This window comes from Leptospira andrefontaineae, assembly GCF_004770105.1.
Classification (GTDB): domain Bacteria; phylum Spirochaetota; class Leptospiria; order Leptospirales; family Leptospiraceae; genus Leptospira_B; species Leptospira_B andrefontaineae.
The window spans coordinates 51,189-72,207 of record NZ_RQEY01000001.1 but is presented as its reverse complement, the minus strand read 5'-3'; the positions used below and the strand labels follow the sequence as shown (position 1 = coordinate 72,207).

Sequence of the window (21,019 nt, the reverse complement as noted above, 5' to 3'; positions counted from 1 at the left end):
ATGAGTTGGGAAATCCTCATATCCGTTCTGGCTTTTTCTCCTCTTCTTGGATCCGTATTAAACGCATTATTCGGAAGATATTGGAAAGGCCTTTCAGGTCCGATTGGAACCTCGTTGTCCTTTGTATCCTTTGCGGCGAGCGTATTCGCTTATCTTCAATTTCATCCTTTAGAAAGACAAGATGCTCAAATCGTAACTCTATTCAATTGGGTAGAAGTCGGAAATTTTAAAGCGGATCTTGCTTACCAAGTAGATCAACTTTCTCTTTTCATGGCCTTGATCATTACCGGGATCGGAAGTTTGATCCATCTATATTCCATCGGATACATGAAAGGTAATCCCGGGATTGGAAGATTTTTTTCTTATCTGAACTTATTCGTATTTTTCATGCTCCATTTGGTTTTAGCGGAAAACCTGGTGGTTCTCTTCTTTGGTTGGGAAGGTGTGGGACTTTGTTCTTATCTTCTGATCGGTTTTGATACTCATAAGGAAAATGCGGCACAGGCAAGTATCAAGGCTTTCGTTACTAATAGGATCGCAGACTTGGCGATGATCGGAGGGATTGCTCTCACTTATTGGCTAGCAGGTTCTGTTTCCTTTATTACAATTTCTGAATCTTTGCCTCAGGCAAAGTTTTTACTGAACGCACTTCCTTTTGTAGCTATCTGTTTCTTTATAGGCGCGATGGGTAAATCCGCTCAGTTCCCATTCCATGTTTGGTTGCCTGATGCGATGGCTGGACCTACTCCGGTTTCCGCTTTGATCCATGCTGCAACAATGGTGACTGCAGGACTCTTCCTGATTGCGAGATTGAATTTTATATTTATATTAGTTCCTAAAGTAGGTTTCTGGATCGTTTGTATAGGAACATTCACTGCTTTTTTTGCGGCAACCATAGGCGTTTATCAAAACGATATCAAAAAAGTTTTAGCTTATTCTACTGTTTCTCAATTGGGTTATATGTTTGTTGCGATGGGCACAGGCGCGTATGTGGCTGGCCTTTTTCATTTACTAACTCATGCATTCTTTAAAGCGCTTCTTTTCTTAGGTTCCGGTTCAGTGATCCACGGATTATCCGACGAGCAGGATTTAAGAAGAATGGGAGGACTCAAGTCCCAAATGAAGATCACTTGGTGGACCTTCCTTTTGGGAACCTTGGCGATTGTAGGAGCTCCTCCATTCAGCGGATTTTTCTCGAAAGATCTTATCTTAGAAAAAGCGTTCTATTTTCATCCGGTATTCTTCGGGATGGGGATTGCTACAGCATTCTTAACTACATTCTATATGTTTCGCCTAACGTTTTTGGCGTTTACCGGCAAGTCCAGAGTTTCTAATCATGTGCATCCTCACGAATCTCCTTGGACTATGACTGTTCCATTAGTGATCTTGGCATTGGGCGCCGCATTTTCCGGATATTTATTGGTCCCTGAATCCTTAGGGGGAGGGATTGATTTCTTGGAGAGATACTTCTCTCCGGTGTTTGCAAAAGGATTATTGTATTATTCTCAGCAAAAAGGTGCTTTGGAAGTCCATCATTTAAGCCATGAGTTGGAACTCCTACTCGCCGGACTTTCTTTAGGAGCAATCTTTCTTGGGGTCGGGATTTATTGGTTCTTTTTCGGCAAAAAAGAGAAGCTGCCTTTAGATGAATCCTCTTATACCGGCTGGAGAATTCTTCCAGCAAACAAGTATTTCATAGATGAAATTTTCAAAAATGTCCTGATCGGGCCGATCTCTGCATTATCCGAATTCTTATCGGAAGTAGTAGAGAAACGTTTGATCGATAAGGTTTTGACCGGGACAGGAAAGTTTTCCGGAGGAGTCTCTTCATTACTACGTAGGATCCAAACAGGAACTGTAGTAGATTACGCTTTTCTAATTGTCTTAGGGACTGTTTTGATCTTGTCCGTATTCTTATGGAGGGGAATCTAAGTGCCCCAGTATTATTTAAGCATTCTATTATTTCTTCCTGTTTTAGGGATCCCATTCTTATTCATTTCTAAAAATGAAAAATGGATCCGTGTTTGGTCTTCGATCGTAACTCTGGGAGTTCTCGCGATGACCATTCCACTCTTTTTAGAATTTCTGAAAGGAGATAGTGGTCTTCAATTTACTCATCGTATCTGGAACTTCCTGGAATTGCAATCGGGAGGATTGGACTATCATATAGCAATTGATGGATTTTCTTTATTGCTTGTGACGATGTCTGCACTTCTATTTTTCCTTTCCGTTTTATCCGCTTTTTCTAATGTAAAACATAGGATCAGAGAATTTTTTATACTTCTTCTTTTAGTGGAAACAGGAGTGGTCGGGGTTTTTCTTTCGGTTAACCTGATCCAATTCTACGTTTTCTGGGAATGGATGGTCTTACCTTTCACATTGATGGTGGGGATCTGGGGAGAAAAAGGCAGAATCAAAGCTGCAATGAAATATCTGGTATTTTCATTTACCGGATCCGTTTTCATGCTCGCTAGCATCTTGGTTTTATATAATTATACTCACACATTCGATCTGGAAGAATTGGCTGTGGTTTCCTTGAATTCTATTCCTGGGAATATTAAGTTTTGGTTATTTGTAGGATTTAGTTTCGCATTCGCGATCAAGGTGCCTTTATTCCCTTTCCATACTTGGATGCCTGATGTTCATGAGGAAGCTCCGACTGTAGGTTCCGTTGATTTGGCTGGTATTCTATTAAAGATAGGATTATTCGCTTACGTAAGAGTTGTTATCCCGCTTTTCCCTCAGGTATTTTTAGAATATCGTAATCTGCTCATTGCTCTTGCTGTTGCAGGGATCGTTTATGGGGCTCTTGTAGCCTTAACTCAGAAAAACAGCAAACGCCTCATTGCATTTTCTTCTCTTTCTCATATGGGATTTTGTATCTTAGGGATCTTGACTCTAACGGAAGAAGGTGTGGCCGGGGGAATGTTACAAATGGTGAATCATGGATTCACTTCCGGGCTTCTTTTCTTTATATTAGGATTCTTGCATGAAAGAACGGGGACCAACGAATTAAAGGATTATTCCGGTCTGGCTAAATCCGCTCCGTTCCTGGCAGTGGCGATAGGTTTGGCGGCTTTTGCGAGTGCCGGTCTTCCTGGCACAAACGGGTTTGTTGGAGAATTTTTAGTCCTGATCGGGACTTTCAAATACAGTCTTATTTATGGGTTCTTAGCGGGATCTGCAGTGATTTTTGCTGCCGGGTATATGTTATATTTTGCTCGAAACTTGTTATTCGGTGAACCGAATTCCTTGTCTTCCGGACTATCTCCTTTAAATATCCGAGAGAAGTTTATAGTTTCCATAGTTGCTGGAATTATAATATTAACAGGGATTTTTCCGAATATTTTGTTAACGTATTTGAAACCGAGCGCCAGAGTGGTGTTGAACCTAACTTCTAAACAAGCGCTGCAGGAAAGAGCCTTTTTGGAACAAGAAGGTAATTTGAGAAATACCAAGAAGAAATTTATAAATTATAGGACCTTAGGCACCGAGCCTCCGAGTTACGAGGATAGGATCAGTTCCGGAAGAGGAACAGGGATCCCAGGTAAAAAGACAGTGTCCCAAGAGGCGGAAGAATGAATTTAATTCCAAATTCCAACGATCTAATCTCTATACTTCCTATTCTGGTGCTTTCCGGAGGAGGGATCTTATTACTTGGATTACAATTCATTTTCCAAGGATTTGAATTTAGGATCGTTAGATTTACCTCCGGTCTGGTATTGATCGCCGCATTCTTTTCATTGTTTGTTTCTCAGTCGAATCCTGGAGTCGGGTCTTATTTTTCAGGACATTACGAAGTTTCCACAATTGGTTTCTGGTTTGGGGCATTATATCTGATTGCCGCATTCTGTACCGTTCTTGCTTCTCCGAGAGTATTAGAACAACATAATATGGAATTTCCGGAGTTTTACCCACTTCTTCTTTTTTCAGTAGTAGGAATGTTCCTAATGACTTCAGGAACGGATACGGTTACAATCTTCGTAGGATTGGAATTGATGTCGGTTTGCCTATACGTTCTGGTTGGAATGGCAAGAAGTGATGTTTTTTCTTTAGAAGCTAGCTTGAAATATTTCCTTTTAGGAAGTTTTTCTACCGGATTTTTCTTATTCGGAATGGCGTTCTTATTCGGAGGATCTGGCACAACTCATCTGCAAGATTCCTTAAAACCTTTACTGAGTTCCGGATTTGATTCCAATTTTACCAAGATCGGATTATTACTTCTATTAACCGGGATATCATTCAAGATCGCTCTCTTCCCTTATCATTCTTGGACACCTGATGCATACGAAGGTGCATTAACTCCAGTTACGGGATTTATGGCCACTGCTTCCAAGTCCGCCTCCATGGGATTATTGCTGGTCGTCTTTTCAAAACTTCCTGTTTCCAATTCAGGCGGAGAATGGACCTGGATCATGGGAATTTTGGCGCTCATGTCCATGACTTACGGAAACTTTGTGGCTTTAAAGCAGACAAGTTTAAAGAGAGTTCTGGCATATTCTTCCATTGCTCACGCAGGTTACGTAGTCGCAGGGATTTCTTTAGGCGGGAAAGAAGAAGCTTTATTCTATCTGATCGTATATTCTTTCATGAGTCTGGGAGCGTTTGCTATTCTTTCTTTCTTGGAAGAAGGGAATCGCCACGTAACGTATGAATCCATTGGCGGACTTGCAAAGTCGAGACCTTGGACAAGCTTTGCACTGTTCATATTTTTCCTTTCTTTAGCGGGAATTCCTCCTTTGGGCGGATTCTGGGCAAAATTATTTCTATTCCAAAAGATCGCAGAAGGAACGGATCAGATCTCCAGATTATTGCTTATCGGAGGGATTGCAAACTCCGCATTAGCATTATACTATTATGTAAAAGTAGGAATACTTGCTTACATGAGTTCCGAAGAAGGAGAAATTTCTAAATTAGATTCTCCTAAAGCTAGTTATGGAGTTCTATTCGTATCTGCAATTTCTTTAGCAGCAGTTTTAGTAGGCTGGTATTTTATCCAACCTAAGGATTTGAATAGTTTGAAGTTCGCAAACAAATCTGCAGAATTACAAAAGTAAGATGTCCAGTTTCAAAAAAGTTCTCTCTTCTATTAAAGAATATTTCGAACCTATCCCTAAGTTTGATGGAGAAAATGCAAATTTTAGGGAGGCAATCTATCTTTATTCTAAAAATCGCTCCGAGAAAAATTTAGAAAAACTTTCTGCCGAACTTACAAAAGCTTATTTTTTGATCCCTCATGCTGGCGCGGAAGCGGCTGCTAAAAAGGCAAAACCTAAAAAGAAAGCAGCCGCTAAAAAAAAGAAGAAAACTCCGCCTAAAAAAGGACCGGAACCTATCGTATTACTGTATGTAAGCGATGAACGTGGCAGGGTGTTTTTACCTGCATTCTCCCATCCTTCTGAATCATTCCGTTATTTTAAAAAAGAGACTGCGCTTGTTCCGATCTCAGCGAGAGAATTATGGGCATTGGGCCTACAAAATAAGGGAGTTTCCGGGGTAGCCATAGATCCCGGATCTACGTTATGGTTGCTCTCCAGAGAACATTTGGAATTATTGCAAAAAGAAAAATAGTCCTTCTCTTTTTATATATCGTACCCATGTATTCTTTTTTTCGAATATATATTCTCAATCTTTTCCTTTTATCCATCTTGTTCACGAACTGTATTATTGTTTCAAGATCGGAACTTTCTTCTCCTTCTACCTTAAACGAGGGAAAAGTATTAAAACATTATAAAAAAGTTTCTCTTAAAGTGATCTATATCCCGGAGAAGGATGATCACGCTTATAATCTGGAAGAGGAAGAACAAAAGAACCGAGAAGGAATTTGGACAGAACTTTTAGTTTCCGCATATGAGGATTCCGGATTGTTTAGGGAAGTGGTAACTACACAAGATGGAGATCTTAAGGTACAAATTAAGATCGTAGAAGCTCAGGCAGAAGATAGGGGAATGGATTACGCATTTTCTAAAGGTTGGGGTTTTCGTCCATATAGAGAAGAGGGCTCGTTTGCCATGAGCACTGATTTTTATAATTCAAAAGGAGAACTTTTAGGTTCAGTAGACTTAACGGAAACCTACGATTATTATTATCAGATTTTCTTTATATTCTTAGCTCCTTTTTATTCTCCTGGTGGAGAATACGAACGATTAGGCCGTTTTATGGGATTAAAGACCTTGGATAGGGCATTATCTAAAGAAATTTTTATCCCCAAAAAATAATTTCTATAAATTTTCTGAAATAATTCACCCATATCCCAAACAAGATCAAATTGCTGGTCGCAAAAATGATCAATCTATGAATAACGTTGTTATAAGTGAGATGGACTGTACTATGCAAAACCCGAAGTCCTACATAAAACCAAGAGAGTTGAAAATTTAAAGGGTCACTAGAGTTAGTTAGATATTGTATCAGGCAGATCAAATAGAACAATAAGGGCATTTCCAAAAGATTCATATAGTTCCGATTTGCAATAGTTACCCATTGAGGAACATTTTTGGATTCCCCGAATTTAAAATCCTCAGGGATTACTTTTCCGATAAACCCTGCGTATAAACGACGGATCGGGATTTGTAGTAATACGAAAAAAGTCAGTAGAGCTAACGCTCCGATCGGAAGAAGCCAATATTCTTTTTGCATTTATGGACCTTTTAAATTGAAAAGAATTTTATATGGAATAGTTTTGCATATAATCTGCAAGCAAAAGACACAGAATTTCAAAATCTTCCGTTTCTATTTTCATTGACTCCTGCGACTTTTTGAATAATCTAAAGCCCCTTTATCTTCGTCTTATAACCTTATACTGAAAATGCAAGAACCCCTGGAAAAGTTAGTCTATCAATGGATACAAAACGATTGGGAAGTTTTCCAGTTCATTCAAACCGAAGGGTTGGATGGAATTTGGGCCTTGGATCTTTCGGACCGAAATAGATTTTGGATCAATCCTAAATTCCAATCCGTTCTCGGATTTTCTGGAGCAAAATCCGATCTTTCTTCTATCCGTTGGAAGGATCTATTTTTTAAAAAGGATCATGAACTGATCGATTCTCAAATAGAGAAGGTTCCGGAAACAAAAACACTTCCTATCCGTTACAAAACATTTTCAGGCTCTGAACTGGAAACGGATACTAAACTTAAAATTCTGAAGAACGGATCTAACACTTTCATTTGTATCGGGGCGATCAAGGTCTTGAAAGAATCCGAGATCAATTCTTTAAAAAGGGAATTGGATTTTCTTTTTTTGATAGATTCCCTTCCTGATCTGGTTGGGTATTGGGACTCCAATTTGATTAATCGATTAGCTAATGAGGCCTATCAGAAATGGTTTGGGATAGATGCAAAAAAAGTAGTTGGTCAACATATAGAAACGGTTTTAGGAAAACAATTATTCGAATTAAATTATCCTTATATTCAGGGAGTTTTAAAAGGAGAAACACAATTATTCGAAAGAAGAATACCTTCGCCAGATGGACAATATTCCCGGTATACATTAACAAAATATATTCCTGATTTTAGGGATGGAAAGGTGGTCGGATTTTCAGTAATCGCTAATGATATATCCGAGATCCGAAATGCTGAATTAGCGAATCTCCGTCTGGCAAAAATTGTAGAATCTTCCGATGACGCGATCATAGGTAAGGACTTAGAAGGTGTCATTACTTCTTGGAATCATGGGGCGGAAAAAATTTTCGGCTATAGTTCAAAAGAGATGATCGGAGCAAAGTTTGATCTGTTAGTCCCGGATGAATCTAAACTTTTAGAATCCAGGATCAATCTTAAGATCAAATCGGAAAAAGAAAACCTTCGTTTCGAGTCGGTGCGAAAGGCGAAGGATGGACATTGGATTGAAATGTCGATCACACTTTCTCCTATGTTTGATTCTTCCGGAAAGATGACCGGTTCTGCAGAGATCGCAAGAGATATCGGCGAAAGAAAACGAATGGAGAGCTCTTTCAGAAGCGCTTTTGAATATTCTGCGATCGGGATGGCAATTTTGGATCCGAAAGGTAGATGGATCCAAGTGAACGGAAATCTGATCCAACTACTCGGATATGATTGGGAAGAATTATCCAAACTGACTTTCAAAGATATAACGTATCATGAAGACTTAGGAAAGGATTTGCAATTATTGACGGAGACTTTGGAAGGTAAAAGGTCCGGTTATCATTTAGAAAAACGTTATATTAAGAAAAATGGGGAGATAATTTGGATATTGCTTTCGGTTGCGCTCGTTCGGGATGCGAACGGAAAACCGAATCATTTTATCTCCCAGATATTGGATATTGACGAGATCAAGAAAGCAGAAGAAGAACTTAGACACGCTAAAGAATTGCTGGAACAAACTAGCAAACTTGTCCGTATCGGGGCGTGGGATATGGATCTTAAGCGTAACGTAGGATCTTGGTCCGCAGTTACAAAAGAGATGCATGAGGTTCCTCCTGATTACGTTCCGGATATCAAAGGAGGTTTGCAATTCGTCAAGGAAGGTGAAAGTAGAGAGAAGGTAACGGAGGCCGTAAATTTACTCATAACAAAAGGTATTCCTTATGATCTGGAAATGGAAATAGTAACTGCAAAGGGTAATGAACTTTGGGTAAAAACCGTAGGGAGCGCCGAGTTCGAGAACGGTGAATGCGTCCGGATTTATGGGGCATTATACGATATAGATAAAAGAAAAAAGGCCGAGCTTGAATTAGTCCAAGAAAAATCTAGGCTTTCCGCATTCGTTGAACATGCTCCTGCTGCGGTTGCAATGTTTGATGCAGAGATCAAATACGTTGCAGTCAGTGAAAGATGGTTAAGTGAATATCATTTATCCGGTCGAAATATTGTTGGTCTTTCTCATTATGAGGTATTTCCAAATGTTTCCCAAGAATGGAAGGATATCCATCAAAGATGTTTATCAGGTGAAGTTCTCAAAAATGATGAAGATGTTTGGAGACCGGAGGGTTGGGATCATGACCAATACCTTCGTTGGGAAGTAAGGCCTTGGTATCAATTGGATGGTTCTGTAGGTGGGATTATGATGTTCACCCAGGACATCACTGAAAGTTGTTTACAGAGAGAAGAATTAAAAAAGGCAAAATTAGCCGCTGAACAGGCGAATAGAGCCAAATCTGATTTTTTAGCAAATATGAGTCACGAGATCAGGACTCCTTTGAATGGTATCATCGGGTTTTCCGATCTATTATTGCGGACATCAATGGATTCTACTCAGCATCAGTATATGATGACCGTATTTCAATCCGCCGAGTCTTTGCTGGATATTATAAATGATATATTAGATTTTTCTAAAATTGAAGCTGGAAAACTGGAATTATCTTATGAAAAGACAAATCTTCTGGAACTTTGCAGCCAGATAGTAAATACGATCAAATTCCAAGCCCAGAAAAAAGGATTAGAAGTGATTGTAAATGTCGCATGGGATGTACCTCGTTTCGTAAAAGCAGACAGCGTAAGGCTCAGGCAGATTATAGTAAACTTATTTAGTAACTCCGTAAAGTTTACTGAATCAGGTGAAATTGAGTTTAAGATAGAACTTCTTAAAAAAGTTTCTGAAACGGAAGGAGAGTTTAGATTTTCCGTAAGAGATACCGGAATTGGTATCGCACCCGATGCGAGAGACAAAATATTCGAAGCATTTACCCAAGGAGATGTATCTACTACTCGCAGGTTTGGAGGAACAGGCCTCGGGCTAGCTATCTCAAATAAACTTTTATCAATTATGGGGAGTGGCCTCCAGCTTAAAAGTGAATTGGGAAAAGGAAGTACATTCTATTTTGATCTGAAGCTGAATATTTCCGAAATTGTAGGAGAAGATTGGATCAGGCTTCGTTCCATCAAAAAAGTTTTGGTAGCGGACAAGGATCAAGAAAATGTAAAATTGATCGGAGAAATGTTATCTATGCAGAATATTCCCGCTGACTTTTCCAGAAACGGAGAGGAGATGTTGCAGAACTTATCCAGCGGGAATAGATATGATATCATTTTAATGGATTCTGAAATGCCCGAAGGTGATGGACTGGAGCTCGTTCGAAAAGTAAGAGAGGACTTGAAGATCAGAAGTGAAGACCAGCCGATCGTATTGATCGTAAATCCAGAAGAAGGAGATCAATTTACCGAGAAATCCAGGAAGTTAGGAGTCCAGGAAGTGATCTCTAAGCCGATCCATATGCAGAAATTATTCGATATTCTTGCAAGAAATCAGATCTTCAAAGAACCTTTTGAATTTCCTTTGAACACAAGAGACCAAGTAGGAGCTCCTACCATTCATAAAACTGCAACTGTTTTGATCGCAGAAGACAATTCTGTAAATATGATGCTCGCAAAAAGTATCGTTAAACGTATCCTTCCCAAGGCAAAATGTGTGGAAGCCCTAACTGGAAGAGAAGCCGTCGATAAGTTTAGAGAAATCAATCCTGATCTGATCTTTATGGACATCCAAATGCCTGAGATGAACGGATATGAGGCCACAAAAGCAATTCGTGTTCTTGAAAAAGATGGGCATAGAGTCCCAATCATTGCTGTGACTGCAGGTATCGTTTCCGGTGAAAGAGAAAGATGTTTGGAAGCCGGTATGGATGATTATATTAGTAAGCCGGCAGTGAAAGCGGATTTTGCTAGAATTATATTTCGTTGGATGAGTTGATTAACGTTAAGAAACCTTGAGGATCTTCCAATAGGTCCAAGATCTTAAGATCCATTCCATTGGACCTAAGAAAAAAATCCTTTTCCAAAACAAAGAGAATACCCCAAAGAAAATCCAAATAGGAACAGTTAATAATAATACAATATAACTTCCTATTTGATCAAAATAACCTAGTCCCCAGCCACAAAAGATCCAAGTGCAAACCAAAGATTCTCCTAAATAACAGGTCAAAGAAAGTTTTCCCATTGTCTCGAACCAGATCCGATCTGCAAAACTTCTTACTGAATGATAATAATTGCCTATCAGATATACATAACAGAATGTGAGCGCAGGCGCACTGAACGTATCCGAGATCGCGTATAGGATTTTTAGGAAAACATTCGGATTCTCCGGGAGAATATGGCGAGAATGTAATGTGTATAGCAGGTTTCCTAAGATCCCGAGTAGAAGTGCCCAAGGAAAAATTTTTTTGAACCCGGGCTTTGTTCTCTCCCAATCCGTAAAGATTGAATTTTTGGCTGCAAAAAAGCCCAAACAAAACATGGAAAAAACCGTCGGCCATTGGTAGAATACTAAAAAAGGAATAGAGAGAATGGTGTCTTTTGTTCTTTGAATATTACTTTCCCAGAAACCGCCTAAGTATGCCTTTCTACTTTCTTCCAATAGGCGAGGGAGATTTGTTTCTAACTGGGATTTAATTTCGCCTTCTGCCAGACTCATTCCAATTCTACAAAATACTGCAATCACCAAACATAATAGAGAAAATTTTAATAACCAGGAGGAAGATTTATTTCTCAAAAACCAGAGGAATGCTCCTAAAATCGCATAGGAAAGAAGGATATCTCCAATGAATAAAAAGACTCCATGCAGAAGTCCTAATATTCCTAAACCTAATATCCTTCTGAAATATCTGGATCTAGAATTCGTTTCCGGATTATTCTCCAATTGGATGAAAAAACCATAACCGAATAAAAAGGAGAATAATACGTAAAACTTGGATTCAAAGAAAAATGCTACAATCCAGGAACCGATAGAATCCAAAAGAGTGGAATTCTCTCCTAGGGAAGCGACCAAATACATTGGTTTTGAAAAATAGGGCAGGTTGACTCCGAGTATTCCTAATAGTGCGAATCCTCTTAAAAAGTCTATAAATCCTATCCTGTTTTTCATATTCTTACTTTAGTGTTTAGGCTTCCAGTTCCAGGTGAATGCAAGAAGGATTATTGCTAATATCGCAGAGATGAATATTATAGATATGGAATATTCCCAGCGAAACCAAGGGTATGAGCTCATCCATCCTAAACCTTTAGAAAGTGCCGTCCTTCCCAAATAACCGAATAGGCCGATGAATCCTGCAGCTGTCCCTACGGCTTTTTTGGAAGTAAAGTCTAATCCAGCTACTCCGAGTAACATGACCGGCGGATAAATAAAAAATCCAACTACGGCGAAAAGTGTAAGATCCGCCCATAAATATCCGGAAGGAACGAGTAAGATCCCGAATAACGCGAATAGGATGGGGACCATACAGACCAAGCTGACTAATCCTCTTTTTCCTCCTACTTTGTCGGAATACCAACCGACGAGCAAAGTGGAGCCTATTCCTGCGAATTCATAGATAAGAGTACTGATCCCTCCTTTTTCTAAGCTAGCTCCTTTTGCAAATTTTAGATAAGAAGGCCCCCAATCTGTTAAGCTGTATCTCACTATGTAAACAAAAAAGTTCGCAATTGCAAAGACCCAGATATACTTATTTAAAAGTACCAGATCTATAAAGATTTCCTTAAAGCTAAGTTCTCTTTCTGATTCAGAAACTTTCGAGGAATCAGTTTCTGTTCCCGTATATTCTTCAATAGAAGGAAGTCCAACAGATTGAGGAGTATCTAATAATCTGAAATACAAATAGATGGCAGTTAAAAAAGAAAGAGCAGCCGGAATATAAAATGCGTTTCTCCATCCAAACCAAGAAGCGCTATACGCAGCGATCACTCCTACTAGTCCGCCGCCCACATTATGAGCAATATTCCAAACCGCGAATTTTTCTCCTCTTTCTTTAACGGAGAACCAATGTCCTAAGGATCTTCCGCATGGAGGCCAGCCCATTCCTTGGAACAAACCATTTAATCCCCACAAAATCAAATGAGTTTGGTAATCCGAAGAAGCACCAAAACATATATTACAAATTCCTGTTAGAATAAGACCTAATGGCATGAATATCTTTGGATTACTTCTATCCGATAGAGCTCCCATCAGGAATTTTCCGATTCCGTAAGAGATTGCTGTGATCGCTAGAATATTTCCAATCTGTTCTTGTGAATAAGAGAGTGCTTGTCCAATTTCCTTCGAAACTACAGGGAAATTGTTCCGGACAGTGTAAAAGACCGAATATCCTAAGAATGTGGCTTCTAAAATTCTCCAACGAAACCTTGGATAAAGAGTTTGGATTTCCGACTCGGGACGTAATGGTTTAGAAGGACTGGGTAGAATCCAAGATAATAGACCGTTTCTCATCGATCGGGAAGAATGATTGTATATGCCTTAAAGACAAGTAGAATTTGATTAAAAATGCCTAAATCCGGATTCTTTAGGAGAGTAAGTCTTTCCTTCATACGAATATCTGACCTGAGCGAATTCACCTTCTTCCAAAGCGAAAACAGTTCCTATTTTTCGGATAGAGATCCCTTCCCAAGAAGAGGGCAATTCATCTGGGGATAAAAATAAAAGTTCTAATTCTTCTCCGGAAGTTAAAACACCTTCTATCCCGATTGCTTCTTTTACTCCATTCTCAAAAGGAAGTTTATCCAGATCTAATTCAATCCTAACTCCAGAAGATTTGGCTAATTTGAATACGTCTTGTTTGAGTCCGTCAGTAAGATCCATTCCAGCATGTATTCTATTTTTCGAATATAAGGAACGGCTTAAGTTTAGTCTGGATTTAGGTCTTAGATGTCTATCTAAGGCGATCTTTTTTGCTTCCGGAGATAGGGAAATATGGGCACCTTCTAATATTTTATAACCTAAAAGAGAAGCCCCTATATGACCGCTCAAGTATACTTTGTCTCCGGGTTTTCCGCCCTTTCTGTCTACAGGAGAACTTGATTTTCCTAATAGAGTTAAAGTTAGGTTTAACTCTTGCGTTCTGTAAGTATCTCCGCCGCAAAGTTCTATATCGTAGGAGTTTAACGCTTTCTTAAATGAATCGATAAACGGTTCTAAAAATTCTTTTCGATTGCAAGAAGGAGAAAGTCCAAAATTAAAAAATGCCTTTTGAGGAGTCCCGTTAGCGGCTGCTATATCCGATACGTTAACTTCTACCAACTTATTTGCCAAATCTTCAGGACGACTCCAGTCCAAACGGAAATGAGTTCCTTCTACAATCGTATCTGTTGTGATCAAGTTACCCTCTTTGTCCGAATAACAGTCGTTTTCCTGTTCTTTGCCGGGAGGATATAAGGAGGAGATGAGTTCTTCTTCGTTCAAGTGTTTTCCAATATCTAAAAATCTTGACTTTGTTTTATTTCAACCCTAGTATAAGGCCATGAAATCACGTATAAATTCTTTTTATCAATCCGCACTGATTTTTTCAGTATTCTCTCTTGCAGGAAGTTTGCAATTCAATTCGTTATCCGCTGAGGCTTCTTGCAAATATTCCGTTAGTCAAGAGGCATCTGGTATAGAATGGAAGGCTTTCAAATTTACAGAAAAAACAGGAGTGGGTGGAAAATTTACCAAAGTTGCTATTACTGGAGCTAAATCTTCGGCAAATGTTCCAGACGCATTAAAAGGTTTAAAATTTTCTATCGATCCTTTGGACTTGGACAGTGGAAATGCGGAAAGAGATCCTAAGATTAAGGGAGCATTTTTTGGGAATCTAAAAAAGAGCGGCAAGATAGAAGGATCAGTATCTTCAGCAAAATTAGAAGCCGATGGAAAATCCGGAACTGGGGTGGTTAAACTTATATGGAATGGAGTGAGTAAAGATGTTCCTTTACAATTCACTTTAACTGGAGAAGTTTTAGAAGCAAAAGGCCACTTGGATGTAAATAATTGGAGTGCTGGAAAGGCTTTAACTGCATTGAATACAGTTTGTAGTGATCTTCATAAAAGCAAAGACGGTAAGTCCGTTCTTTGGCCGGACGTAGAGATTACGATTAAATCTACTTTAAAGAAAGATTGTAAATAGAACTTGAGATGCGGGGTGAATAACTCACTCCGCATATTATATATTTCAGATATTCTATCTCATCCCGGAGGGCTTACCGGTCTATAACAAATACAAAATACTTTATAAGCTTGATCGCAGTTTGCGGCTTGCACATTATTCCAGGTTCCTGCTGCGGAAAGAAGTGGACTTCCTATATATCCGGTAAAAGCGGAAGTATTATCATCTCCGTCATTACAGGTAACGCCCGCAGCATAATTTCCAGTTCCATCTCCATAGGTCCAAAATTCAGTGGTACCCAAACCTCCAGCTTCTAAGGTCACATGTAGATCTAAGCTGAAAAAAGAGGCTAGGTCATCTGCAAGGATAATACCTGTAGGTCCTCCTCTCATTGGTAGATTTGTCGGAATATCGGCGTACAACGAGGTCAAATTATTTGCAGATACAGCGAGTGTAGATACTAACGGTGCAACACTTTGGCATCCTGAGTCCAATATAGAAGCAAAAGTCCGTTCTTGTTTACAGATTGTTTGAAGGCTAGCATCTAAAGTTCCCGTACCTAAAATGGCTAAGTTCCCGGCATAAGTAGGAAGGGAAGAATATACATAGATCCCAGTTGGCGCAGAGAAAAGGCTCAGCAGATTTTCCATAAGGCTACAGGATCTATCATGATCCGAACAGGTTTTTGTACTCATGCAAGTTTGAGTTAAAAATCCTAAAAAGAATATTAGAAAAATACGCTGTATCATCATTACTTTTGCCTCGAGCTAGAAATGTTTCCGATCCTATATTATGAATTTAAAATATTTTCAGCCCCCACCAGAGGTAGGAACATAACAAAGACAAAGAACTTTATGTGTCTCCGAACAGGAGCGGCTATCTGTGGAGAACCAACTACCTTGGGTATAGACTAAAGTATTTCCGATCTGTCCTAAACTGGATGAAGTACCGTCATCACCGTTCAAACAGGTTTCTAAACCACCGCCGCCATTTCCATCTCCAAAACTCCAGAAAGTTTGGCTCCCTAAACCTGCGCCTTGCAGTGTAATATTCAGATCAACTGCGAATAAGGTGGAATAATCTGGGCCAATAATAGTCCCAGACGGGCCTCGGATCGGAACTGATAAAACAGGTAAGTCAGAATAAAATGCATTAAGTGAAGAAGCGGAAACAAGAGAAGTAGAAACTAATGGAGCATATTTGGAACATTTAGTATCTATGATATTCGAAAAAAGTCTTTGTTGCCCGCAGATAAAGTTTAAGCTAGAATCGATGGATCCTGGACCCAGAATTGCCAAATTACCGGTGTAGCTAGTATTTGTAGCATACATATAAATTCCATCCGGAGCCGAAAAAAGCAGACTCGTTAGAGTTGCCTTAATGCTACAGGTCCTGTCTTCATCCGAACATGTTTTGTCGGTGATGCAGCCGCTCATTAAAACATAAAAAAATAAAATAAGAAGAATGCGAAATCTCATCCAACCAAAGATAAAATTATGTTAATTCATAAGCAAGAAATTATAGATCGATTTTAGACCCTAAATCCGTTTCTATTCCCTGTTTTAAGGGTTTAGTTCCTATAACAAAGACAAATGATCGGATGAGATTCCGAACACGCCGGAGCTCCGAATATCATCCAGGAAATGCCTGAGTCTTGAGGAGATCCTATTGCGCCTGCGGCTCCGGTGTTCGTTCCTGCGATACAATTGTCCGCCGAGTTATACGCTCCTCCGCCATTGGCGAACGTCCAAAACTTCTGGGATGTTACCCCAGCTGCTTCGAAGGAAATCAGTAGTCCCGCAAACATATTCGTCCATGAGGTTGCTATAATATCTCCCCTAGGTCCCCTTACTGGATAATCTGTACCGGTAGGCAGGCCATAATCGGTAGGGAAATTGGACATATAATGTGTGGAAGTGGAAACAACCGGGAGAACATTCGAACAGCTGAGATCTGTGATCTCAGAGAATAACTTATTAATAGTACAGATATTCTGCAGGCTTTCTTCAAAACTAGATCCGTAATTTGCTAAATCTCCCTGATAACTTTGTGTTGAATATAGATAGATCCCTTTCGGAGCGGAGAATATAGAAAATAATAGTTCTTTGGTACTGCACATCTTATCTGTATCTGAACAGACATCGGAGGACATACAAGCATTGGAGAATAAGAGTAAAAAACTAAAAAGATAAAATGGTTTCTTCATATAAATTCCTGAGAAGTAAACAACCCCCTAGAATTTAAGACGAAAAATATACTTAATAACAAATACAAAGGACTTTTTTAAACTGATCGCAGGTTCTATTTCCGAAAGAAAACCAACTTAAATTTGTATCATTTGGATCCCCGATATTTCCTGTGTCTCCATTATCAAAATTCACTCCATTTGTACAGTTCGAAGTGCTATAACTACCGCCTGTACTAAATGTCCAAAATTCTTCTGTGGTAACACCTGCTTGGCTCATGGATAAATTTGGTACGGAAGCGAAGAGGGAATTATAGGTGTTAAAAATTAATTCTCCTCTCGCACCTCTTATCGGAAGAGTCCCATCCAAAGAAAAATCAGTTACATATGTATTCAATGAACTGGAATCGCTCGAAGTAAAAGGAAGCGTGTTTCCACAATTTGAAATCGTCTGAGCGAATAATCTAGCCTCAGCACAAATATTCATCAAACTAAGTTGTAGATTCGGACCATATGCTGCTAAGTTTCCCTGGTAGGATGCCTGCGTGGAATACATATAAATCCCAGGAGGAACAGAAATATACGAATATAAAATTTCGTTAAAGCTACAGCTCTTATCCTCTGAGGAACAGGTTTTGCCATTCATACAGGCGCTTGTAGAAAAAATTACGAAGAAGAGTAACGGCGCAAGAAATTTCACCGCACGATTAAAGACCAAACGGTTAGGTTTTGCAAGAAATAATTTACTAAACTATTGTTGTTCCTCGGAGCTAGTATCCGGATTAAAACAAATACATAGAACTCTATGGGAGCTATCACAGTTACCAGTCGATTCTCCTCCTGGGCTTAACCAATTCGAATCTTTTGTATTCGCTGAACCGATTGCTCCGAAAAATTCGGAAGTATTATCAGTACCTATATTACAATTGCCGGAGGCTATTCCACCTTGAGCAGCGAAAGACCAAAAATCTTCGGTTCCTAAACCTGCCTCCGCAAGCGATCGAGTTAAGGATAACGGGGTTTGGATGCTCATAAATTCGTCCCAATTATTCGCAAGTTGAATGCCAGTAGGACCAAATACTGGAATATTTGTAGGTAAGGAAAATGAAGTAGAAAAATCATATAATGGAACGGAATCACTTGAAATGAGAGCCCAAACATCCGGACAAAACTGATTCACAAGCGAGGAAAATAATTTTTCGCTCTTACATATATTTTGGCCGCTGAACTCCAATGTGGAGCCGTAAGCAGCAAGGTTTCCTTGGTATTTTGTACTTGTTGAGTATATATAAACACCGTTTTGAATGCTAAAGTATGAGGTGAGTAGAGCCTGAGGATTACAACTCTTATCATCATCAGAACATGTTTTATCTGTTATACAACCTAAGGATAAAAAGCTAATAAGGATTATGTAGATAGAATTTCGCATAACAATTAGCCTTAGGCTTTTATACTATTCTTAAATTACAAGGAACTTATTCTGAACTAGTAGTATAACAAATACAATATACTCGGTGATAGGAATCGCAAGAGGCTGTAGATTCTCCACCAAGATTCATCCAGTCGCTTGCTTTGGTACTAGCCGAACCGATTACTCCAAAAAGTTCTACGCTATTATCAATTCCTGCATTACAATTATTACTCGATATGACTCCTCCAGCTTCTGTGAAACTCCAAAAATCATCGGGACCTAAGCCTGCTTCTGCGAAGGTTAGTTTTAGGCCGCCTGCACCTGTCTCAAAACTGGACCAATTTGAATTCAGCAAAGATCCGGTGGGACCGTAAACTGGAAGATCGGGAACTGAAAAGGTCTCGCTGAAATTGGAATATCCAACCGTTGAAGTAGAGATTAAAGCTCTTACTTCCGAGCAAAACTGATTCACGAGGGAAGAGAATAGTTTTTCCTGTTTGCATATGTTTTGGCCGCTTTCTTCGAAAGTAGAGCCATAAGCAGCAAGATTTCCTTGGTATTTAGTATTTGTTGAATATATGTAAACTCCCGAAGGGATTATAAACAGAGAAGAGAAGAAAGCTTGAGGACTACAGGATTTGTCATCATCCGAACAGGTTTTGTCGCTCAAACAATTGTAATATAGGGAAGAATATAGTAAGACTACTAGGATTAAACTGCGGCTGCGCATAATAGATATTCCTTTAAGGGCTATACAAAGCTCAAGGAATTTCTCATTCCCACTTGACTAAATTATCCGACGGTTTTTCCTTCTGCCAAGATGCGCCTAAAACTTAAAGTCCGTTCTATAATTTTTTTCCTATTGGCATTGGTTTTAACTCCAGGCCTATTATTTGCCGATCAGACCATTCTTCTCCGCAAGGGTGGCAAGGTAATCGGTAATGTTGTAGGTCAAAATGAGAAGGCAATCGTTGTCCAAACAGAATCGGGCAAACAGAACATCAATAAAAGAGATATATTAAAAATTATTTATAAAGATATCACAAGAGAAGAAGAGAACCGCATCCGTAAGGAAGAAGAGAAGAAGGTCCAGGAAAATCCTCAAATAGTTGAGGAGCCGATCCAGATCATTCCACCTCCCACTTCCACAGAACCGGGCAGAAGTAGATGGAGTGCAGTATGGCGTTCCGCAATTCTACCTGGTTGGGGACAATGGTATACGGATAATAAAAAGGAAGCTTGGATCACTGGTGGAGCATTCTTGGGAAGTTTAGCTTACGCAGGATATTCCAGATCCGAAGCAGAATCCGCAAAAAGTAAATACGATGATGCAGTCTCCAAGAGTAGCACCACAGGTTCTTTTATCTACGGAGGAGGAATTGCAAACTTCTATCTTCTCACCATAGTTCCTGGAGCAAGGGCGGATTATGAAAGTTCAGTCCAAGCTTATAACACTTCCGTGTATGTATTAGGCGGGGTGTATCTGGCTCAATTGGTCCGCACTTATTTCCTGGGAAAATCTTGGGAGCAAGGGGCTTCTGCCAATCCAGTAGCCTGGACAGTCGTGCCTAGGCCGGATTGGTCTGCTGGTAGAGTAGGATGGGGCGCCGAGGCAAGTTTTAGCCTTGGTTTTTAGTAATTTTGTTCGTAATTCCTTGACCCCTTAGGCCGGTACGCGAAATTGGCCAATACAGGACATACCCATGCCAATCGTATCTAAACCGCATAGAACTCCTTCCTTAAAAAAGGAACAAGCTAATAAAGCTTGGTACGTAGTCGACGCTGAAGGCAAAACCTTAGGTCGTCTCGCTTCGGAGATCGCAACTAGACTCCGCGGTAAACATAAACCTACTTTTACTCCCAACGTTGATTGTGGAGATAATATTATTGTTATCAATGCTGCTAAGGTAGCTGTGACTGGAAATAAAGAGACTCAAAAAGAATATTTCCATCACTCTCGTTATCCAGGTGGTATGACAGCTACTACTCTCCAAAGTATGAGAGTTAAACATCCTGAAAAAATCCTGTATGAAGCAGTAAAAGGTATGCTTCCTAAAAGCAAACTCGGTGCTGAAATGTTAACTCATTTCAGAATTTTCCCAGGAACCGAGCATAATCTCGGCGCTCAAAAGCCGATCAAACTGGAACTCTAGGAGATATTAGAATATGGCAAGCGCCAAGGAAATCTGGGCAGTAGGTCGTCGCAAAAACGCAATCGCCCGTGTAAAATTAAAAGAAGGTTCCGGTAAAATTGTAATCAATGATAGAGATTACAAAGATTATCTGCAAAACAGCCGCTCTAATATCAAAGAAGCTATTACTGCTTTAACTCTGATGAACGTTACTGAGAAATTCGATCTTAAGGTAAACGTTTCCGGAGGAGGGATCATCGGACAAGTCGGAGCGATCCGTCATGCACTTGCAAGAGTGATCTGCCGTTATAATCCCGAGTTCAGAGCTACTGTTAAAAAAGAAGGCCTTCTGACTCGTGACCCACGTATGGTTGAGCGTAAGAAATACGGTCTACACAAAGCGCGTAGAGGAACTCAGTTCTCTAAACGTTAATTTACGCTTTTTAGATCTATTTTTGGGAATGCCTGAAGTTCTTGCCAGCAAGAC

General features: G+C 39.7%; 20 protein-coding genes. 10 read left to right on the top strand and 10 right to left on the bottom strand.

Features of this window, described 5'->3' with window-relative positions:
• Genes nuoL through EHO65_RS00330 form a run of 5 tightly spaced genes read left to right on the top strand, consistent with a single transcriptional unit; the run spans position 1 to position 6,218 of the window.
• Complete coding sequence (nuoL, locus tag EHO65_RS00350; protein ID WP_135772277.1) at positions 1-1,932, top strand: NADH-quinone oxidoreductase subunit L; 1,932 nt, start codon at positions 1-3, stop codon at positions 1,930-1,932.
• Positions 1,933-3,582 (top strand): complex I subunit 4 family protein, encoded by a 1,650-nt coding sequence (locus EHO65_RS00345; protein WP_135772276.1) that lies wholly within the window; start codon positions 1,933-1,935, stop codon positions 3,580-3,582.
• A complete protein-coding gene (locus EHO65_RS00340) occupies positions 3,579-5,057 on the top strand; it encodes an NADH-quinone oxidoreductase subunit N (RefSeq protein WP_135772275.1) in 1,479 nt (492 codons plus the stop codon). Before EHO65_RS00345 ends, EHO65_RS00340 begins: the two co-directional genes overlap by 4 nt.
• A 1-nt stretch (position 5,058) precedes the next feature.
• Complete coding sequence (locus EHO65_RS00335) at positions 5,059-5,571, top strand: SseB family protein (protein ID WP_135772274.1); 513 nt, start codon at positions 5,059-5,061, stop codon at positions 5,569-5,571.
• 26 nt (positions 5,572-5,597) lie between these two features.
• A complete protein-coding gene (locus EHO65_RS00330) occupies positions 5,598-6,218 on the top strand; it encodes a hypothetical protein (RefSeq protein ID WP_135772273.1) in 621 nt (206 codons plus the stop codon).
• Here EHO65_RS00330 and EHO65_RS00325 read toward each other — a convergent pair.
• Positions 6,202-6,636, bottom strand: a complete 435-nt coding sequence (locus tag EHO65_RS00325; protein ID WP_135772272.1) for an MAPEG family protein — start codon at positions 6,634-6,636, stop codon at positions 6,202-6,204. The two genes, EHO65_RS00330 and EHO65_RS00325, sit on opposite strands and share 17 nt — an antisense overlap.
• 169 nt (positions 6,637-6,805) lie before the next feature.
• Between EHO65_RS00325 and EHO65_RS00320 the strand changes: the two genes are divergently transcribed.
• A complete protein-coding gene (locus EHO65_RS00320) occupies positions 6,806-10,645 on the top strand; it encodes a PAS domain S-box protein (protein ID WP_135772271.1) in 3,840 nt (1,279 codons plus the stop codon).
• Positions 10,646-10,651: 6 nt separating this feature from the next.
• Here the strand turns inward: EHO65_RS00320 and EHO65_RS00315 are convergent, their stop codons facing one another.
• From EHO65_RS00315 to thiL, 3 genes are read right to left on the bottom strand one after another with little or no spacing between them, the layout of a single operon-like run.
• Positions 10,652-11,815 carry a DUF418 domain-containing protein gene (locus tag EHO65_RS00315; RefSeq protein ID WP_135772270.1) on the bottom strand — a complete coding sequence of 388 codons (1,164 nt, stop codon included), beginning with the start codon at positions 11,813-11,815 and terminating at the stop codon, positions 10,652-10,654.
• Between the two features lie 9 nt (positions 11,816-11,824).
• Positions 11,825-13,153 (bottom strand): MFS transporter, encoded by a 1,329-nt coding sequence (locus EHO65_RS00310; protein ID WP_135772269.1) that lies wholly within the window; start codon positions 13,151-13,153, stop codon positions 11,825-11,827.
• Positions 13,154-13,201: 48 nt separating this feature from the next.
• Positions 13,202-14,122, bottom strand: coding sequence for a thiamine-phosphate kinase (thiL, locus tag EHO65_RS00305; protein ID WP_135772268.1), 921 nt, complete (start codon positions 14,120-14,122; stop codon positions 13,202-13,204).
• 58 nt (positions 14,123-14,180) lie between these two features.
• Here thiL and EHO65_RS00300 point away from each other — a divergent pair, with 58 nt between their 5' ends.
• Entirely contained in the window at positions 14,181-14,825 is a 645-nt protein-coding gene (locus EHO65_RS00300) for a YceI family protein (protein ID WP_135772267.1), read from the top strand.
• Positions 14,826-14,884: 59 nt separating this feature from the next.
• On the opposite strand, the gene EHO65_RS00295 is transcribed toward EHO65_RS00300, so the two are convergent.
• The 6 genes from EHO65_RS00295 to EHO65_RS00270 all read right to left on the bottom strand — a co-directional run bounded on the left by EHO65_RS00295 (position 14,885) and on the right by EHO65_RS00270 (position 19,130).
• Complete coding sequence (locus tag EHO65_RS00295; RefSeq protein ID WP_135772266.1) at positions 14,885-15,556, bottom strand: hypothetical protein; 672 nt, start codon at positions 15,554-15,556, stop codon at positions 14,885-14,887.
• Positions 15,557-15,613: 57 nt separating this feature from the next.
• Entirely contained in the window at positions 15,614-16,282 is a 669-nt protein-coding gene (locus EHO65_RS00290) for a hypothetical protein (protein ID WP_135772264.1), read from the bottom strand.
• A 92-nt stretch (positions 16,283-16,374) separates the two neighbouring features.
• The gene (locus tag EHO65_RS00285) at positions 16,375-17,010 is read right to left on the bottom strand and encodes a hypothetical protein (protein ID WP_135772262.1); all 636 of its coding nucleotides are present in this window, start codon (positions 17,008-17,010) and stop codon (positions 16,375-16,377) included.
• 52 nt (positions 17,011-17,062) lie between these two features.
• Entirely contained in the window at positions 17,063-17,635 is a 573-nt protein-coding gene (locus EHO65_RS00280) for a hypothetical protein (protein ID WP_135772260.1), read from the bottom strand.
• Between the two features lie 105 nt (positions 17,636-17,740).
• Positions 17,741-18,418 carry a glycoside hydrolase family 6 protein gene (locus EHO65_RS00275; RefSeq protein WP_135772259.1) on the bottom strand — a complete coding sequence of 226 codons (678 nt, stop codon included), beginning with the start codon at positions 18,416-18,418 and terminating at the stop codon, positions 17,741-17,743.
• 46 nt (positions 18,419-18,464) lie between these two features.
• Complete coding sequence (locus EHO65_RS00270) at positions 18,465-19,130, bottom strand: hypothetical protein (protein WP_135772257.1); 666 nt, start codon at positions 19,128-19,130, stop codon at positions 18,465-18,467.
• A gap of 90 nt (positions 19,131-19,220) precedes the next feature.
• Here EHO65_RS00270 and EHO65_RS00265 point away from each other — a divergent pair, with 90 nt between their 5' ends.
• From EHO65_RS00265 to rpsI, 3 genes are all read left to right on the top strand, one after another.
• Positions 19,221-20,036, top strand: coding sequence for an LA_0442/LA_0875 N-terminal domain-containing protein (locus tag EHO65_RS00265; RefSeq protein ID WP_135772255.1), 816 nt, complete (start codon positions 19,221-19,223; stop codon positions 20,034-20,036).
• 67 nt (positions 20,037-20,103) lie between these two features.
• On the top strand, positions 20,104-20,553 hold the full coding sequence (gene rplM, locus EHO65_RS00260; RefSeq protein WP_135755954.1) for a 50S ribosomal protein L13: 450 nt from the start codon (positions 20,104-20,106) through the stop codon (positions 20,551-20,553).
• Between the two features lie 13 nt (positions 20,554-20,566).
• Positions 20,567-20,965, top strand: a complete 399-nt coding sequence (rpsI, locus tag EHO65_RS00255; RefSeq protein WP_135586262.1) for a 30S ribosomal protein S9 — start codon at positions 20,567-20,569, stop codon at positions 20,963-20,965.
• Positions 20,966-21,019: the final 54 nt, after the last annotated feature.

Coding starts and splice junctions, on each gene's coding strand:
- EHO65_RS00270 (WP_135772257.1), bottom strand. CDS start 19,130: ATGCGCAGCCGCAGTTTAATCCTAGTAGTCTTACTATATTCTTCCCTA.
- EHO65_RS00295 (WP_135772266.1), bottom strand. CDS start 15,556: ATGATGATACAGCGTATTTTTCTAATATTCTTTTTAGGATTTTTAACT.
- EHO65_RS00320 (WP_135772271.1), top strand. CDS start 6,806: ATGCAAGAACCCCTGGAAAAGTTAGTCTATCAATGGATACAAAACGAT.
- EHO65_RS00335 (WP_135772274.1), top strand. CDS start 5,059: ATGTCCAGTTTCAAAAAAGTTCTCTCTTCTATTAAAGAATATTTCGAA.
- rpsI (WP_135586262.1), top strand. CDS start 20,567: ATGGCAAGCGCCAAGGAAATCTGGGCAGTAGGTCGTCGCAAAAACGCA.
- EHO65_RS00325 (WP_135772272.1), bottom strand. CDS start 6,636: ATGCAAAAAGAATATTGGCTTCTTCCGATCGGAGCGTTAGCTCTACTG.
- nuoL (WP_135772277.1), top strand. CDS start 1: ATGAGTTGGGAAATCCTCATATCCGTTCTGGCTTTTTCTCCTCTTCTT.
- rplM (WP_135755954.1), top strand. CDS start 20,104: ATGCCAATCGTATCTAAACCGCATAGAACTCCTTCCTTAAAAAAGGAA.
- EHO65_RS00315 (WP_135772270.1), bottom strand. CDS start 11,815: ATGAAAAACAGGATAGGATTTATAGACTTTTTAAGAGGATTCGCACTA.
- EHO65_RS00300 (WP_135772267.1), top strand. CDS start 14,181: ATGAAATCACGTATAAATTCTTTTTATCAATCCGCACTGATTTTTTCA.
- EHO65_RS00340 (WP_135772275.1), top strand. CDS start 3,579: ATGAATTTAATTCCAAATTCCAACGATCTAATCTCTATACTTCCTATT.
- EHO65_RS00265 (WP_135772255.1), top strand. CDS start 19,221: ATGCGCCTAAAACTTAAAGTCCGTTCTATAATTTTTTTCCTATTGGCA.
- EHO65_RS00285 (WP_135772262.1), bottom strand. CDS start 17,010: ATGAAGAAACCATTTTATCTTTTTAGTTTTTTACTCTTATTCTCCAAT.
- EHO65_RS00290 (WP_135772264.1), bottom strand. CDS start 16,282: ATGAGATTTCGCATTCTTCTTATTTTATTTTTTTATGTTTTAATGAGC.
- EHO65_RS00310 (WP_135772269.1), bottom strand. CDS start 13,153: ATGAGAAACGGTCTATTATCTTGGATTCTACCCAGTCCTTCTAAACCA.
- EHO65_RS00275 (WP_135772259.1), bottom strand. CDS start 18,418: ATGCGAAATTCTATCTACATAATCCTTATTAGCTTTTTATCCTTAGGT.
- EHO65_RS00280 (WP_135772260.1), bottom strand. CDS start 17,635: ATGAATGGCAAAACCTGTTCCTCAGAGGATAAGAGCTGTAGCTTTAAC.
- EHO65_RS00330 (WP_135772273.1), top strand. CDS start 5,598: ATGTATTCTTTTTTTCGAATATATATTCTCAATCTTTTCCTTTTATCC.